Annotated in this window: 11 protein-coding genes; 8 read left to right on the forward strand and 3 right to left on the reverse strand. The window is 63.9% G+C overall.

All coding sequences use genetic code 11. From position 1 onward, the window contains the following. Nucleotides 1-2 precede the first annotated feature (2 nt). From lepA to pdxJ, 6 genes are all read left to right on the forward strand, one after another. Nucleotides 3-1802 carry a translation elongation factor 4 gene (gene lepA, locus PFLCHA0_RS05430; protein WP_011059419.1) on the forward strand — a complete coding sequence of 600 codons (1800 nt, stop codon included), beginning with the start codon at nucleotides 3-5 and terminating at the stop codon, nucleotides 1800-1802. A gap of 5 nt (nucleotides 1803-1807) precedes the next feature. Further along, the gene (gene lepB / locus PFLCHA0_RS05435; protein WP_011059420.1) at nucleotides 1808-2662 is read left to right on the forward strand and encodes a signal peptidase I; all 855 of its coding nucleotides are present in this window, start codon (nucleotides 1808-1810) and stop codon (nucleotides 2660-2662) included. A gap of 216 nt (nucleotides 2663-2878) precedes the next feature. Then, the gene (gene rnc / locus PFLCHA0_RS05440; protein WP_011059421.1) at nucleotides 2879-3568 is read left to right on the forward strand and encodes a ribonuclease III; all 690 of its coding nucleotides are present in this window, start codon (nucleotides 2879-2881) and stop codon (nucleotides 3566-3568) included. Then, nucleotides 3561-4463: a GTPase Era gene (era, locus tag PFLCHA0_RS05445; RefSeq protein ID WP_019094760.1), complete on the forward strand. Its 903-nt coding sequence runs from the start codon at nucleotides 3561-3563 to the stop codon at nucleotides 4461-4463. Before rnc ends, era begins: the two co-directional genes overlap by 8 nt. Before the next feature lie 118 nt (nucleotides 4464-4581). Continuing rightward, nucleotides 4582-5271, forward strand: a complete 690-nt coding sequence (gene recO, locus PFLCHA0_RS05450; RefSeq protein WP_015634266.1) for a DNA repair protein RecO — start codon at nucleotides 4582-4584, stop codon at nucleotides 5269-5271. Between the two features lie 49 nt (nucleotides 5272-5320). Further along, entirely contained in the window at nucleotides 5321-6067 is a 747-nt protein-coding gene (gene pdxJ, locus PFLCHA0_RS05455) for a pyridoxine 5'-phosphate synthase (protein WP_011059424.1), read from the forward strand. 66 nt (nucleotides 6068-6133) lie between these two features. Here pdxJ and mltF read toward each other — a convergent pair whose 3' ends face one another. Continuing rightward, entirely contained in the window at nucleotides 6134-7594 is a 1461-nt protein-coding gene (mltF, locus tag PFLCHA0_RS05460; RefSeq protein ID WP_011059425.1) for a membrane-bound lytic murein transglycosylase MltF, read from the reverse strand. 287 nt (nucleotides 7595-7881) lie between these two features. On the opposite strand from mltF, the gene purL reads away from it, so the two are divergent. Together purL and PFLCHA0_RS05470 are read left to right on the forward strand one after the other, a co-directional pair. Further along, a complete protein-coding gene (gene purL / locus PFLCHA0_RS05465) occupies nucleotides 7882-11778 on the forward strand; it encodes a phosphoribosylformylglycinamidine synthase (RefSeq protein WP_015634268.1) in 3897 nt (1298 codons plus the stop codon). Between the two features lie 5 nt (nucleotides 11779-11783). Then, nucleotides 11784-12095: a YqfO family protein gene (locus PFLCHA0_RS05470; RefSeq protein ID WP_015634269.1), complete on the forward strand. Its 312-nt coding sequence runs from the start codon at nucleotides 11784-11786 to the stop codon at nucleotides 12093-12095. 123 nt (nucleotides 12096-12218) lie between these two features. Here PFLCHA0_RS05470 and nagE read toward each other — a convergent pair whose 3' ends face one another. Then, complete coding sequence (nagE, locus tag PFLCHA0_RS05475) at nucleotides 12219-13925, reverse strand: N-acetylglucosamine-specific PTS transporter subunit IIBC (RefSeq protein ID WP_015634270.1); 1707 nt, start codon at nucleotides 13923-13925, stop codon at nucleotides 12219-12221. Nucleotides 13926-13947: 22 nt separating this feature from the next. Continuing rightward, nucleotides 13948-16470: a phosphoenolpyruvate--protein phosphotransferase gene (gene ptsP / locus PFLCHA0_RS05480; RefSeq protein WP_015634271.1), complete on the reverse strand. Its 2523-nt coding sequence runs from the start codon at nucleotides 16468-16470 to the stop codon at nucleotides 13948-13950. Nucleotides 16471-16496: the final 26 nt, after the last annotated feature.

Consider the following 16496-nt stretch of genomic DNA (forward strand, 5'->3'; position numbering starts at 1 on the left):
CCGTGAGTGATTTGAGTCATATCCGCAATTTCTCCATCATCGCCCACATTGACCATGGCAAGTCGACTCTGGCCGATCGCTTCATCCAGATGTGCGGCGGCCTGGCCGAGCGCGAAATGGAAGCCCAGGTTCTGGATTCCATGGACCTTGAGCGTGAGCGCGGGATCACCATCAAGGCCCACAGCGTCACCCTCTATTACAAGGCCCGCGACGGCATTACCTACCAGCTGAACTTCATTGACACCCCGGGCCACGTGGACTTCACCTACGAAGTCAGCCGTTCCCTGGCGGCCTGTGAAGGTGCATTGCTGGTGGTGGACGCCGGCCAGGGCGTCGAAGCCCAGTCGGTTGCCAACTGCTACACCGCCATCGAGCAAGGCCTGGAAGTGATGCCGGTGCTGAACAAGATCGACCTGCCACAGGCCGATCCTGAGCGGGTCAAGGAAGAGATCGAGAAGATCATCGGTATCGATGCCACCGACGCCGTGACCTGCAGCGCCAAGACCGGCCTGGGCGTGGACGAGGTGCTCGAGCGCCTGGTGACCACCATTCCGGCACCGACCGGCAACATCGAAGACCCGCTGCAAGCCCTGATCATCGACTCCTGGTTCGACAACTACCTGGGCGTCGTGTCCCTGGTACGTGTACGTCATGGCCGGGTGAAGAAGGGCGACAAGATCCTGGTGAAATCCACCGGCAAGATCCACCTGGTGGACAGCGTTGGTGTATTCAACCCGAAACACACCGCCACCACCGACCTCAAGGCCGGTGAAGTGGGCTTCATCATCGCGGGCATCAAGGACATTCACGGCGCGCCCGTGGGTGACACCCTGACCCTGAGCTCGACCCCGGACGTTGAAGTGCTGCCGGGTTTCAAGCGCATCCAGCCCCAGGTCTACGCCGGCCTGTTCCCGGTCAGCTCCGACGACTTCGAGGATTTCCGCGAAGCGTTGCAGAAGCTCACCCTGAACGACTCTTCCCTGCAGTACACCCCGGAAAGCTCCGACGCCCTGGGCTTCGGCTTCCGCTGCGGGTTCCTCGGCATGCTGCACATGGAGATCATCCAGGAGCGCCTGGAGCGCGAGTACGACCTGGACCTGATCACCACCGCACCGACGGTAATCTTCGAGCTGCAACTGAAGAACGGTGAAACGATCTACGTCGACAACCCGTCCAAGCTTCCGGATCTGTCGGCGATCGAAGACATGCGCGAGCCGATCGTGCGGGCCAATATTCTTGTGCCGCAAGAGCACCTGGGCAACGTCATAACCCTGTGCATCGAGAAGCGCGGCGTGCAGCACGACATGCTGTTCCTCGGCAGCCAGGTTCAGGTGACCTACGACCTGCCGATGAACGAAGTGGTCCTGGACTTCTTCGACCGCCTGAAATCCACCAGCCGCGGCTATGCTTCGCTGGATTATCATTTCGATCGTTACCAGTCGGCTAATCTGGTGAAACTGGATGTGCTGATCAACGGTGAGAAGGTCGACGCCCTGGCGTTGATCGTGCACCGTGACAACGCCCACTACAAAGGGCGTGCGCTGACCGAAAAGATGAAAGAACTGATTCCTCGGCAGATGTTTGACGTGGCAATCCAGGCCGCCATTGGCGGGCAGATTGTGGCGCGGACAACGGTCAAGGCACTCAGAAAGAACGTACTGGCCAAATGCTACGGCGGCGACGTTAGCCGTAAGCGCAAGCTGTTGGAAAAGCAGAAGGCCGGTAAGAAACGCATGAAGCAAGTGGGCAACGTGGAAATTCCACAAGAAGCCTTCCTTGCCGTGCTCAGGTTGGATAGTTAGGTCCTATGTCACTAAATTTCCCGCTGTTGCTGGTCATCGCTGTCTTCGTTTGCGGTCTCTTGGCGTTGCTCGACCTGGTGTTCCTGGCACCGCGCCGGCGTGCCGCCATTGCCAACTATCAGGGCAGCGTCAGCCAGCCGGACGGGGTGGTGGTCGAGAAGCTGAGCAAAGAGCCGCTGCTGGTTGAATACGGCAAGTCGTTCTTTCCGGTGCTGTTCATCGTCCTGGTGCTGCGTTCGTTCCTGGTGGAGCCGTTCCAGATTCCATCGGGCTCGATGAAGCCGACCCTGGATGTGGGCGACTTCATCCTGGTGAACAAGTTTTCCTACGGGATCCGCTTGCCGGTGATCGACAAGAAGGTCATCGAAGTCGGTGATCCGCAGCGCGGTGATGTGATGGTGTTCCGCTACCCAAGCGATCCGAACGTCAACTACATCAAGCGTGTGGTCGGCCTGCCGGGTGATGAAGTGCGCTACACCAGTGACAAGCACCTGTTCGTCAACGGTCAGCCGGTGGCGGAGCAACTGGTGGGGGCTGAACCCGGCACCTTGGGCAGCGCCGAGCTGTACAAGGAAAAACTGGGCGCCGCCGAGCACTTGATCCGCAAGGAAATGAGCCGTTACCGGGCAACCCCGGACGGTCGCTGGGTGGTGCCGGCCGGGCACTACTTCATGATGGGCGACAACCGCGACAACTCTAACGACAGTCGCTACTGGGACGATCCAAGTATTCCCAAGGACCTGCTGGGCATGGTTCCCGACAAGAATATAGTCGGCAAGGCCTTCGCAGTCTGGATGAGCTGGCCCGAACCGAAACTCAGCCACCTGCCGAATTTCTCGCGGGTTGGCCTGATCAAGTAATCACACGCGGCGCTGTTGAACACAGCGCCGAATGCTTTTCTGGCTCTTGTATAAAACGGCCTTGCCCTTGGGCGACCCGTAACAGCCTTATCGCCAGATGCATGCAGTCAACGATATTCAGGATGTAAATTTGAACACAGCGTTAATTGCCACCCGCACCTCGTGCGCGGCCCCTGGGATGGCGAGTTTCGGCAACGAAACCAGCGTGGGTAAACCGTGAGCGTTTCTTTGAGCCGTCTCGAGCGTCAGCTCGGTTATTCCTTCAAGGACCAGGAGCTGATGCTGCTGGCCCTCACTCACCGCAGCTTTGCCGGGCGCAACAACGAGCGCCTGGAGTTTCTCGGTGACGCCATTCTCAACTTCGTTGCCGGCGAGGCGCTGTTCGAGCGCTTTCCCCAGGCCCGCGAAGGCCAGCTCTCGCGTTTGCGCGCGCGTCTGGTGAAAGGTGAAACACTGGCGGTGCTGGCCCGTGGTTTCGACCTGGGCGAGTACCTGCGCCTGGGCTCCGGCGAATTGAAGAGCGGCGGTTTTCGTCGTGAGTCGATCCTTGCCGATGCCCTGGAGGCCCTGATTGGTGCGATCTACCTGGACGCCGGCATGGAGACTGCCCGTGACCGCGTGCTGTCCTGGCTGGCCTCGGAGTTCGAGAGCCTGACCCTGGTGGACACCAACAAGGACCCCAAGACCCGGCTGCAGGAGTTCCTCCAGTCCCGCGCCTGCGAACTGCCACGCTACGAAGTGGTGGATATCCAGGGCGAACCGCATTGCCGGACATTCTTCGTTGAATGTGAAGTCACCTTATTGAATGAAAAAAGCCGAGGTCAGGGTGTGAGCCGCCGTATTGCCGAACAGGTAGCGGCCGCCGCAGCACTGATTGCCCTGGGCGTGGAGAATGGCCATGACTGATTCAACTGCAACACGCTGTGGCTATGTCGCCATCGTCGGCCGCCCCAACGTGGGCAAGTCGACGCTGCTCAACCACATCCTCGGCCAGAAGCTGGCGATCACCTCGCGCAAGCCCCAGACCACTCGTCACAACATGCTCGGGATCAAGACCGAAGGCGCCATCCAGGCGATCTACGTCGATACCCCCGGTATGCACAAGAGCAACGAGAAGGCGCTGAACCGCTACATGAACAAGACCGCTTCGGCGGCGTTGAAAGACGTCGACGTGGTGATCTTCGTGGTCGATCGCACCAAGTGGACCGACGAAGACCAACTGGTGCTGGAGCGTGTGCAGTACGTGCAGGGCCCGGTAATCCTGGCGATCAACAAGACCGATCGCATCGAGGACAAGGCCGAGCTGATGCCGCACCTGACCTGGCTGCAGGAGCAACTGCCGAACGCCGAGATCGTGCCGGTCTCCGCCCAGCAGGGCCACAACCTCGAAGCCCTGGAAGGCCTGATCGCCAAGCACCTGCCGGAGAACGACCACTTCTTCCCGGAAGACCAGATCACCGACCGCAGCAGCCGCTTCCTCGCGGCCGAACTGGTGCGGGAAAAGATCATGCGCCAGCTCGGTGCCGAGCTGCCCTACCAGATCACCGTGGAAATCGAAGAGTTCAAGCAGCAGGGCAAGACCCTGCATATCCATGCCTTGATCCTCGTCGAGCGCGACGGCCAGAAGAAAATCATCATTGGCGACAAGGGTGAGCGGATCAAGCGCATCGGCATGGAGGCGCGCAAGGACATGGAGCTGCTGTTCGATTCCAAGGTCATGCTCAACCTCTGGGTCAAGGTCAAGGGCGGCTGGTCCGACGACGAACGCGCCCTGCGCTCGCTGGGCTACGGCGACCTCTGATGCACTTCGCCGGCAAGCCGGCTCCTGCACCTTCCTGTAGGAGCCGGCTTGCCGGCGAACAGCTGCAACCCCTTCTCCGGACCCGGTTCCCTCTCTTCCCCTGAGATCCCTCGCAACCATGTCCAGCAACGCCCCAGTCGGCCAACTCGCCTACGTCCTGCACAGCCGCGCCTACCGCGAAAGCAGTGCCCTGGTGGATTTTCTTACCCCCCAAGGTTGCCTGCGAGCGGTGCTGCGCAATGCCCGGGGCAAGGCCGGGACCCTGGCGCGGCCCTTCGTGCCCCTGGAGGTCGAGTTTCGCGGCCGTGGCGAACTGAAGAACGTCGGGCGCATGGAAAGTGCCGGCATTGCCGCCTGGCTCAATGGCGAGGCGTTGTTCAGCGGCCTCTATCTGAACGAGCTGCTGATTCGCCTGCTGCCGGCGGAAGATCCCCATCCTGCGGTATTTGACCACTACGCTGCCACGCTGCTGGCCCTGGCCGAAGGCCGTCCCCTGGAGCCTCTGCTGCGGGCCTTTGAGTGGCGCCTGCTGGATGACCTGGGCTACGGCTTTGCCCTGGACAGCGACATCCATGGCGCGCCCATTGCTGCCGACGGCCTGTATCGCTTACAGGTGGATGCCGGGCTGGAGCAGGTGTTCCTGCTGCAGCCGGGGCTGTTCAACGGCACCGAGTTGCTGGCCATGGCCGATGCCGACTGGAGCGCTCCCGGCGCGCTGTCGGCGGCCAAGCGCCTGATGCGCCAGGCCCTGGCGGTGCACCTGGGCGGCCGGCCCCTGGTCAGTCGCGAGTTGTTTCGCAAGCCTTAGTCTCCCCGTATGCTGTGCGCCGAATCTTCATTTATTCAGGAGCACTTCCGTGACCACCAGCAATCGCATTCTTCTTGGCGTGAACATCGACCACGTTGCCACCCTGCGCCAGGCACGGGGCACCCGTTACCCGGACCCGGTCAAGGCAGCGCTGGACGCGGAAGAGGCGGGCGCCGACGGCATCACCGTGCACCTGCGCGAAGATCGCCGGCATATCCAGGAGCGCGACGTGCTGCTGCTCAAGGACGTGCTGCAGACCCGCATGAACTTCGAAATGGGCGTCACCGAAGAGATGATGGCTTTTGCCGAGCGTATCCGTCCGGCACATATCTGCCTGGTGCCGGAAACCCGCCAGGAGCTCACCACCGAAGGCGGCCTGGATGTGGCGGGGCAGGAGGCGCGGATCAAGGCGGCGGTAGAGCGGCTGTCGAAAATCGGTTCCGAAGTGTCCCTTTTCATCGACGCCGACGAGCGCCAAATCGAGGCCTCCAAGCGGGTCGGCGCGCCGGCCATCGAGTTGCACACCGGGCGTTATGCCGATGCCCAGACGCCCAGTGAAGTGGCCGAGGAGCTGCAACGTATCGTCGACGGCGTTGCTGTTGGCCTGGCCCAGGGGCTGATCGTCAACGCCGGCCATGGCCTGCATTACCACAACGTCGAGGCGGTGGCGGCGATCAAGGGCATCAACGAGCTGAACATCGGCCATGCCCTGGTGGCACACGCTCTGTTTGTCGGTTTCAAAGGTGCGGTGGCTGAGATGAAGGCCTTGATCCTGGCGGCTGCGGCCAAGGCCTGAATCGCCTTCGCCGGCCAGCCGGCTCCTGTACAACCTGCGTAGGAGCCGGCTGGCCGGCGAATGCTTTTAAAGCGGCGGATTCTCTTCCGGCGGCTTGGTCTTGTTGACCCCGGGTACGTGCAGGTTGCCTTCGGCGACCTGGTCGCCTTCCAGCTGCGGCTGGGTCACCCAGGTGAGAATGTCGTAGTAGCGACGGATGTTGGCGACGAAATGCACAGGCTCGCCGCCCCGGGCATAGCCGTAGCGGGTCTTGCTGTACCACTGCTTTTGCGACAGGCGCGGCAGCATCTTCTTCACATCCAGCCACTTGTTCGGGTTCAGGCCCTCTTTCTCGGCCAGCTTGCGCGCATCGTCCAGGTGGCCGGTGCCGACGTTATAGGCGGCCAGGGCGAACCAGGTGCGGTCCGGTTCCTCGATCTTGTCGTCCAGCTGTTCCTTGATATAGGCCAGGTACTTGGCCCCGCCGCTGATGCTCTGCTTGGGGTCCAGGCGGTTGGAAACGCCCATGGCCTGGGCGGTGTTCTGGGTCAGCATCATCAGCCCGCGCACCCCGGTCTTGGAGGTGACCTCGGCCTGCCACATCGATTCCTGATAGCCCACCGCCGCCAGCAGGCGCCAGTCGAGCTTTTCCTGCTTGGCCGACGCCTTGAAGTGCTTCTCGTACTTGGGCAGGCGTTGCTGCAGGTGCTGGGCAAAGGTGTAGGCGCCGACATAGCCGAGCACGTCCACATGGCCGTAGTAGCGGTCCTTCAGGCGTTGCAGGGTGCCGTTCTTCTCGACCTTGTCGAGGAAACTGTTGATCTCGTTGAGCAGGCTGTTGTCGTCGCCTGCGGCCACGGCCCAGCTCTGGCTGCGGGCGTCGCCCAGGTCAAAGGCCACTCGCACATTGGGGAAGTAGACCTGGTTCATCGCCAGTTCGTTGGAGTCCACCAGGGTCAGGTCGATCTGCCCTTCGTCCACCATGCGCAGCAGGTCCACCACTTCCACGGCGTCCGACTCTTCGTATTCGATGCCGGGGTACTTGAGCTTGAGTTCCGCCAGTTGTTCGGCGTGGGTGCTGCCCTTGAGCACCATGATGTGCTTGCCCACCAGGTCTTGCGCGGTGGTGGGGCGGGAACGGCCATTGCGATAGATGACCTGGGGCGTGACTTCCAGATAGGGGTGGGAGAACCGCACCTGCTGCTTGCGCTGCTCGCTGCTCACCAGGCCGGCGGCGGCCAGTACCGGGCCCTTGGGCTGGCCCAACTGGTCGAATAGGTCGTCGAGGTTGTCGGCGGTCTCGATCTTGAGCTCCACCCCCAGATCGTCGGCAAAGCGTTTCACCAGCTCGTATTCGAAGCCGGTTTCACCGTTGCGATCCTGAAAGTAGGTGGCAGGGCTGTTACGGGTGACCACCCGCAGCACACCATCCTCCTTTACGCGCTCGAGCGTGCTGGGTTTCTCAACACAGGCGCCGAGCATCAGGAAGAGTCCGGTAACGATGAGCCACTTGGCGCAGCGCGGACGTAAAGCCATAGGGGAAAACATTGGCGCAGTATACGCAAAGGATAACGGCCGCCATATCTCGACAGCGAAGGGCTTGTCTGCTAGCGATGGTCGAGCCGGGCTGAAGGCCTCAGGAATGGGGCCTGGGCGCTGAATGTGACGTTTAAAATAACCACCGGCAATGACCCTGATGAGGCTTTGTTATAGGGGGCTGGCCCCGGGCCGACGTCCGGAGGCGCCCGGGGGTTGCGTTTCGAGTGCCGATGCCAGCGGTTTACGTTAGAATGCACGGCCTCAAAGCACACCCCCTTCCCGAGGCTGTCCCGAAGATGTTGATCCTGCGCGGCGCTCCTGCCCTTTCTGCCTTTCGCCACAGCAAACTCCTTGAGCAACTGAGCCAGAAAGTACCGGCTGTCAGTGGCTTGTATGCTGAATTCGCTCACTTCGCCGAAGTCACCGGCGTCCTGACCGGCGACGAACAGCAGGTGCTTGCGCGCCTTCTGAAGTACGGCCCCAGCGTTCCGGTACAAGAGCCGACCGGCCGTCTGTTCCTGGTCCTGCCACGTTTCGGCACCATTTCGCCGTGGTCGAGCAAGGCCAGCGACATCGCCCGCAACTGTGGCTTGGCGAAGATCCAGCGCCTGGAGCGCGGCATCGCCTTCTATGTGGCTGGTGAGTTCAGCGAGGCCGAGGCCCAACTGATTGCCGACGCCCTGCACGACCGCATGACCCAGATCGTGGTGGCCAACCTGGAACAGGCCGCCGGCCTGTTCAGCCACGCCGAACCCAAGCCGCTGACCGCCATCGACATCCTCGGCGGTGGCCGTGCTGCGCTGGAGCAGGCCAATAGCGAGCTGGGCCTGGCCCTGGCCGAAGACGAAATCGATTACCTGATGAACGCCTTCCAGGGCCTCAAGCGTAATCCCCACGACATCGAACTGATGATGTTCGCCCAGGCCAACTCCGAGCACTGCCGCCACAAGATCTTCAACGCCAGTTGGGATATCGACGGCCAGAGCCAGGAAAAAAGCCTGTTCGGCATGATCAAGAACACCTATCAGATGCACAGCGAAGGTGTGCTCTCCGCCTATAAGGACAACGCTGCGGTCATCGTCGGTTCGGTTGCCGGGCGTTTCTATCCGAACCCTGAGACCCGCCAGTACGGTGCGGTGCAGGAGCCGGTGCACATCCTGATGAAGGTCGAGACCCACAACCACCCGACCGCCATCGCGCCGTTCCCGGGGGCCTCCACCGGTTCCGGCGGCGAAATCCGCGACGAAGGCGCCACCGGGCGCGGCGCCAAGCCCAAGGCCGGCCTCACCGGTTTCACCGTGTCCAACCTGCAGATCCCGGGCTTCGAACAGCCGTGGGAAGTGCCGTACGGCAAGCCTGAGCGCATCGTCACCGCCCTCGACATCATGATCGAAGGCCCACTGGGCGGCGCGGCGTTCAACAACGAATTCGGCCGTCCGGCCCTGACCGGTTATTTCCGCACCTTCGAGCAATCCATTACCACGCCTCGTGGCGATGAAGTTCGCGGTTACCACAAGCCGATCATGCTGGCAGGCGGCATGGGCAACATCCGTGACGAGCACGTGCAGAAAGGCGAGATCACCGTCGGCTCCAAGCTGATCGTGCTCGGCGGCCCGGCGATGCTCATCGGCCTGGGCGGCGGCGCCGCTTCCTCCATGGCCACCGGCACCAGCTCGGCGGACCTGGATTTCGCTTCGGTACAGCGTGAAAACCCTGAGATGGAGCGCCGTTGCCAGGAAGTCATCGACCGTTGCTGGCAACTGGGGGATAACAACCCCATCAGCTTCATCCACGACGTCGGCGCCGGTGGCCTGTCCAACGCCTTCCCGGAACTGGTCAACGATGGCGGCCGTGGCGGTCGCTTCGAGCTGCGCAACATCCCCAACGACGAGCCGGGCATGGCCCCGCACGAAATCTGGTCCAACGAATCCCAGGAGCGTTATGTCCTGGCGGTGGGCGCTGCGGATTTCGAACGTTTCAAGGCCATCTGCGAGCGTGAGCGCTGCCCGTTCGCGGTGGTCGGCGAAGCCACTGCCGAACCACAGTTGACCGTGACCGACAGCCACTTCGGCAACAGCCCGGTGGACATGCCGCTGGAAGTGCTGCTGGGCAAGGCCCCGCGCATGCACCGTTCGGCCGTACGGGAAAACGAACTGGGTGACGATTTCGATCCAAGCACCCTGGATATCGCCGAGAGCATCGAGCGCGTCCTGCACCACCCGGCCGTGGCCAGCAAGAGCTTCCTGATCACCATCGGCGACCGCACCATCACCGGCCTCGTGGCCCGCGACCAGATGGTCGGCCCATGGCAGGTGCCGGTGGCCGACGTGGCCGTGACCGCCACCAGCTTCGACGTCTACACCGGTGAGGCCATGGCCATGGGCGAGCGCACGCCGCTGGCCCTGCTGGATGCCCCGGCGTCCGGCCGCATGGCGATCGGCGAGACCCTGACCAACATCGCGGCCTCGCGCATCAACAAGATCAGCGACATCAAGCTCTCCGCCAACTGGATGTCCGCAGCCGGCCACCCGGGCGAAGACGCGCGCCTGTACGACACCGTCAAGGCAGTGGGCATGGAGCTGTGCCCAGAGCTGGGCATCACCATCCCGGTGGGCAAGGACTCCATGTCCATGGCCACCCGCTGGAACGAAGAGGGCGTGGACAAGAGCGTCACCTCGCCGCTGTCGCTGATCGTCACTGGCTTCGCACCCGTAGCGGACATTCGCCAGACCCTGACCCCGCAACTGCGCATGGACAAGGGCACCACCGACCTGATCCTGATCGACCTCGGTCGCGGGCAGAACCGCATGGGCGCCTCGATCCTCGCCCAGACCCACGGCAAGCTCGGCAGCCAGGCGCCGGACGTGGATGATGCGGAAGACCTCAAGGCCTTCTTCGCGGTGATCCAGGGCCTCAACGCCGACGGTCACCTGCTGGCCTACCACGACCGTTCCGATGGCGGCCTGCTGGTCAGCGCCGTGGAAATGGCCTTCGCCGGCCATTGCGGCCTGAACCTGAGCCTCGACGCCGTGGCGGAAAACACCGCCGAAATCGCCGCCATCCTGTTCAACGAAGAGCTGGGTGCGGTGATCCAGGTGCGCCAGGACGCTACTCCGGACGTGCTGGCCCAGTTCAGCGCCGCCGGCCTGGGCGATTGCGTGGCCGTGATCGGCCAGCCGATCAACAACGGTGAAGTGAGCATCTCCTACAACGGCGAAAGCGTGTTCACCGGCCAGCGTCGCCTGCTGCAGCGTCAGTGGGCAGAAACCAGCTACCAGATCCAGCGCCTGCGGGACAACGCCGACTGCGCCGAGCAGGAATTCGACGTGGTACTGGAAGAAGACAACCCGGGCCTGAGCGTCAAGCTGGGCTTCGACGTCAACCAGGACATCGCCGCGCCTTACATCAAGAAAGGCGTGCGTCCACAGGTGGCGGTACTGCGTGAGCAGGGCGTCAACGGCCAGGTGGAAATGGCAGCGGCCTTTGACCGCGCCGGCTTCAACGCCATCGACGTGCACATGAGCGATATCCTCGCCGGTCGTGTCGACCTCAACGACTTCAAGGGCATGGTTGCCTGCGGCGGCTTCTCCTACGGCGACGTACTGGGCGCCGGTGAAGGCTGGGCCAAGTCGGCGCTGTTCAACAGCCGCGCCCGCGACGCCTTCCAGGGCTTCTTCGAACGTACCGACAGCTTCACCCTGGGTGTGTGCAACGGTTGCCAGATGATGTCCAACCTGCACGAGCTGATCCCGGGCAGCGAGTTCTGGCCGCACTTCGTGCGCAACCGCTCCGAGCAGTTCGAAGCCCGGGTGGCCATGGTCCAGGTGCAGGAGTCGAACTCGATCTTCCTGCAGGGCATGGCCGGTTCGCGGATGCCGATCGCCATCGCCCACGGTGAAGGCCATGCGGAATTCGAAAGCGAAGAGGCATTGCTGGAAGCCGACCTGTCCGGTTGCGTGGCCCTGCGTTTCGTCGACAACCACGGCAAGGTCACCGAGCGTTACCCGGCCAACCCCAACGGTTCGCCGCGCGGGATCACCGGCCTCACCAGCCGCGACGGTCGCGTCACCATCATGATGCCGCACCCTGAGCGGGTGTTCCGTGCCGTGCAGAACTCCTGGCGCCCGGATGAGTGGAACGAAGATGGGGCGTGGATGCGCATGTTCCGTAACGCTCGGGTCTGGGTGAACTGAGGCTGATGTACAAGCTCAGCTTCTTCGTGCCTCCCAGCCATGTGGAGTCGGTCAAGAGCGCTGTGTTCGCCGCGGGCGGCGGACGCATCGGCGCCTATGACCAGTGCGCCTGGCAGGTGCTCGGCCAGGGCCAGTTTCGCCCGTTGGACGGCAGCCAGCCGTTTCTCGGGCAGACCGGCCAGGTGGAGCGGGTGGAGGAGTGGAAGGTCGAGCTGGTGGTGGCCGACGAACTGATTCGCGACGTGGTACTGGCCCTCAAGCAGAGCCATCCCTACGAAACGCCGGCTTATGAAGTCTGGCGCCTCGAAGCGTTCTGAGGTTATCCACAGACACAAAGCCCGCTGAACCGGCAACGGTCAGCGGGCTTTTTTGTGGGCCTTCGCCGGCCAGCCGGCTCCTACAGGAGCCTTGTAGGAGCCGGCTGGCCAGCGAAAATGCCTTCAGGCACCTGCGCCGACTTCTCGGTGCAGCAAGCCTGCCAGTGCCACCTGCAAGCCCCCGGCCTTTTCGCCAATCAGCACGTGCCAGACGTCCCCCTCCATGCGCCGCATGCCCTGGCAGCCCAGCCCCTTGAGCGCCGGCTCCGACAGGCTGCGGCTATTGTTCACTCGCACTCGCAACCGGGTCAGCGCCACACAGTCCATCTGCACCAGGTTGTCCCGACCGCCCAGGGCGTTGAGCCACTGCTGGGCTTCGTGGATGGAAATGTCGACCTGCGGGGGTTCTTCAACAGGCGCCTGTGCCACCGCAGCCCTGGCCGAAACGGGTGACGCCAGGCGGATCTCGTCGGCGATGCTGTCTGCCAGCGGCCCCACCACCACCTGCAAGCTGCCGCCCTTGCCGGGGCGCACCACGGCCATGGCGCCCAGGGCCTTGAGCTCGCTGTCCGAAGCCAGGTTGCGGTCTGCCAGCTCCAGGCGTAGGCGCGTGGTGCAGGCACCGACGGTAAGCAGGTTGCCGGCGCCACCCAGGGCCTTGATGTAGGCTGCGGCGCGCTGGTCGACGCTCAGTTCAGTCTTTTCGCTGGAGGGGCTGTCTTCACGGCCCGGGGTCTTGAGGTTGAAGCGACGGATGCAGAAATCGAACACCAGGTAGTACACCACCGCGTACAGCAGGCCCACCGGAAACACCTTCCAGCCGTTGGTGGAGCGGCCCCAGCCCAGGGCCATGTCGATGGCGCCGCCGGAAAAGGTAAAGCCCAGGTGGATGTTCAGCAGGTTGGTCAGGGCCATGGCCAGCCCGGTGAGCAGGGCATGCACCAGGTACAGCAGGGGGGCAAGGAACATGAAGGCGAATTCGATCGGCTCGGTGACCCCGGTGAGGAAGGATGTCAGGGCCATGGACAGGAAGATCCCGCCCATTACCTTGCGCCGTTCCGGCGGTGTGTTGCGGTACATCGCCAGGCAGGCGGCGGGCAGGCCGAACAGCATCATCGGGAACATCCCGGTCATGAACTGGCCGCCCTTGGGGTCGCCGGCAAAGTAGCGGGTCAGGTCGCCGGTGACCACGGCGCCGGTGCTCGGGTCGGTGAAGCTGCCGAAGATGAACCAGGCCATGTTGTTGAGGATGTGGTGCAGGCCGGTGACGATCAGCAGCCGGTTGAACACGCCGAAGACAAAGGCGCCGAAGCTGCCGCTCTCCAGCAGCAACTGGCCGAAGCTGTTGATGCCGTGCTGGATCGGCGGCCAGATCAGGCCGAACACCACCCCCAGGCCCACGGCGGTGAAACCGGTGGCGATGGGCACGAAGCGCCGGCCGCCGAAAAACGCCAGGTACTCCGGCAACTTGATGTCCTTGAAGCGGTTGTACAGCGCGCCGGCCATCAGCCCGCTGATGATCCCGGCGAGCATGCCCATGTTGATGCTGGCGTCCAGCACCTTGAGGGTCGAGATCATCACCAGGTAGCCAATGGCCCCGGCCAGCCCGGCGGTGCCATTGTTGTCCTTGGCAAAGCCGACGGCGATACCGATGGCGAAGATCAGCGCCAGGTTGCCGAAGATCGACTGCCCGGCATCGTGGATGATCGCGATGTTCAGCAGGTCGGTGTCGCCCAGGCGCAGCAGCAGACCGGCGATGGGCAAGATGGCGATGGGCAGCATCAGCGCCCGGCCGAGGCGTTGCAGGCCCTCGATGAAATACTGGTACATGGCGTCTCTCCTGGAATTCTTGTTATGAGTGCAGAGGCCAAAGCCGTTCGCAGGCCTGACGGACTGCGGCGGCACCGGGCAGGTTGAGCAGCGGCTGGCTGAGCTGGCGGCACTGGCTGGCGTCCAGCTGGCGCACCCGGTCCTTGATCTCGCCCACCTGTGGCGGGCTGACCGACAGCTCGCTGACGCCCAGGCCGATGAGTACGGGTGTGGCCAGGGGATCGGAGGCCAGGGCGCCACAGACCCCGACCCAGCGACCATGGCGCTGGGCGCCGGCGCAGGTCTGGGCGATCAGCCGCAGCAGGGCGGGGTGCAGGGCGTCGACCCGTGCCGCCAGCCCGGCGTGATCACGGTCCATGGCCAGGGTGTACTGGGACAGGTCGTTGGTGCCGATGGACAGGAAGTCGGCGTGTTCGGCCAGTTGCTCGGCCATCAGGGCGGCGGCGGGGACTTCGATCATGACCCCCAGTTCCGGGCGCTGGTTCAGGCCCAGTTCGGCAGCGAACAGGTCCAGGCGCTGGCGGATGTGCAGCAGCTCGGCGACTTCGGTGACCATCGGCAGCATCACCCGGCAGCGTTGCACGGGGCTGACCTGGAGCAGCGCCCGCAGTTGTTGGTCCAGCAGTTCAGGGCGCGCCTGGGCCAGGCGGATGCCGCGCAGCCCAAGTACCGGGTTGGCTTCCACCGGCAGGGGCAGGTAATCCAGCTGTTTGTCGCCGCCGACGTCGATGGTGCGAATGATCACCGGCTTGTCGCCCATGGCGTTGAGCACTGCCTGATAGGCCTGGCGCTGTTCTTCTTGATCGGGGGCGGTCTGGCGGTCAACGAAGAGAAACTCGGTGCGCAGCAGGCCGACGCCGTCGGCGCCACCCTGGTGGGCGTCCCGGGCTTCATCGCTGGACGCCACATTGGCCGCCACCTCGATCTGCTGGCCGTCCTGGGTCAGGGCGGGCTCATGGGCTTTTTGCTGTTGCAGCGCATGGCGCTGGCGCTGGGTTTCACCGGCCCGTTGCACCTGTGCGATGCGCTGCGGGTCGGGCTCCAGTTCCAGGCGCCCGCCGTTGGCATCCAGCACCACCTGGCGGCCACTGTCGATGCGCAGCACTTGCGGGCCCAGGGCCACCAGGCAAGGCAGGCCTTTGCCCCGGGCGAGGATCGCCACGTGGGAAGTGGCACCGCCGGCGGCCATGCACAGCCCGGCCACGCCCTGGGCGCTGAGTTGCAGAAGGTCGGAAGGGGTCAACTCCTCGGCGGCAACGATCGCCCCGGCTGGCAGATCATAGTGCCAGGCCTCCCCCAGCAGGGCGCGCAGAACGCGCTGCTGCAGGTCCCGCAGGTCGTTGGCGCGTTCAGCCAGCAGCGTACTGCCCAGTTGCTGCAGGATCTGGCATTGCTCGGTAATCGCCGCGCTCCAGGCATGGGTGGCGGCGCGGCCCTGGGCAATGGAGGCTTCGGCGGCGTCCAGCAGGGTCGGGTCTTCGAGCAGCGCCAGGTGGGCGCTGAAGATGTCCTGTTCCTGCTGGTCGCGGCGTTGCCGGGCCTGCTCCAGGGTGTGGCGGATTTCCCCGCGCACCTGGTCCAGTGCGGTGCTCAATGCTTGCCGTTGGGGCTCGGGTGCATGCTGGCCATGATCCTCCGCCAGGACCATGGCGTTGAGCCGCACCAGGGGTCCGCACACCAGGCCCGGCGCGGCGCAGACGCCCGGCAGCACGCCGTCTTCCACGGGGCCTTGGGCGGCCGGGGCCGGTACCGGGGTTTCGCCATGGGCATCTGCGGCCATCGCGGTGCCGAGGGTCTGCAGCATCGCCTGCAGGGCATCCTGGCAATCGTCGCCCTGGCAACTGACCAGCACTTCTTCCTGTTCACCGATGCCCAGGCTCATCAGGGCAATCAGGCTGGTGCAGGGGGCGCTCTTGTCCTTGAAGGTCAACTGCGAATGGCTGTTGAAGCTCAGGGCGGTCTGGCGCACCAGGGCGGCGGGGCGGGCATGCAGGCCGCCGCGATGGGCGACCTTGATCCGGGCGCTGGCCTGCTGCCCGGATTGCTCTTGAGCCAGCGGCTGCGGGCCCGCGTTGGCGCGCCGGCTGATGTGCAGTAATGGCTCGCCCACCTGGACTGTCGACAGGGTCAGCGGGCGCAGGTCGAAACCCTCGCCATTGGTCAGGATCAGCAGGCTGATCAGGCTTCGGCAATGCTGTGCCACGTGGTCCAGATCAACCCGCAGCAAGGGCTGGCCGGCACGCACCTGCTGGCCTTCCTTCACCAGCAGGGCAAACCCCTCGCCCTGCAGTTCGACAGTGTCCAGGCCCAGGTGCAGCAGCAGTTCGGCCCCATTGGCGGCGCGCAGGGTGATTGCGTGCCCGGTACGTGCGACCTGGATCACCTGGCCGGCGCAGGGCGCATGCAGGGTGTCGTTGAGGGGATCGATGGCGATGCCGTCGCCCATGGCACCGCTGGCGAACACCGGGTCGGGCACGCTGCGTAGTGCTAGCACTGGCCCGCTTAACGGGGCACCGAGCGTCAGTTCGTTATTGTTGTTGTGCATGGCGCAGTACTCGTTGGCGATGGGGC

Origin of the sequence: Pseudomonas protegens CHA0 (genome assembly GCF_000397205.1) — a bacterium.
Classification (GTDB): domain Bacteria; phylum Pseudomonadota; class Gammaproteobacteria; order Pseudomonadales; family Pseudomonadaceae; genus Aquipseudomonas; species Aquipseudomonas protegens.

Excerpts from the sequence above, each read along its gene's own strand:
- lepB (WP_011059420.1), top strand. The coding sequence starts at position 1,808 with ATGTCACTAAATTTCCCGCTGTTGCTGGTCATCGCTGTCTTCGTTTGC.
- era (WP_019094760.1), top strand. The coding sequence starts at position 3,561 with ATGACTGATTCAACTGCAACACGCTGTGGCTATGTCGCCATCGTCGGC.
- recO (WP_015634266.1), top strand. The coding sequence starts at position 4,582 with ATGTCCAGCAACGCCCCAGTCGGCCAACTCGCCTACGTCCTGCACAGC.
- mltF (WP_011059425.1), bottom strand. The coding sequence starts at position 7,594 with ATGTTTTCCCCTATGGCTTTACGTCCGCGCTGCGCCAAGTGGCTCATC.
- purL (WP_015634268.1), top strand. The coding sequence starts at position 7,882 with ATGTTGATCCTGCGCGGCGCTCCTGCCCTTTCTGCCTTTCGCCACAGC.
- PFLCHA0_RS05470 (WP_015634269.1), top strand. The coding sequence starts at position 11,784 with ATGTACAAGCTCAGCTTCTTCGTGCCTCCCAGCCATGTGGAGTCGGTC.
- nagE (WP_015634270.1), bottom strand. The coding sequence starts at position 13,925 with ATGTACCAGTATTTCATCGAGGGCCTGCAACGCCTCGGCCGGGCGCTG.
- ptsP (WP_015634271.1), bottom strand. The coding sequence starts at position 16,470 with ATGCACAACAACAATAACGAACTGACGCTCGGTGCCCCGTTAAGCGGG.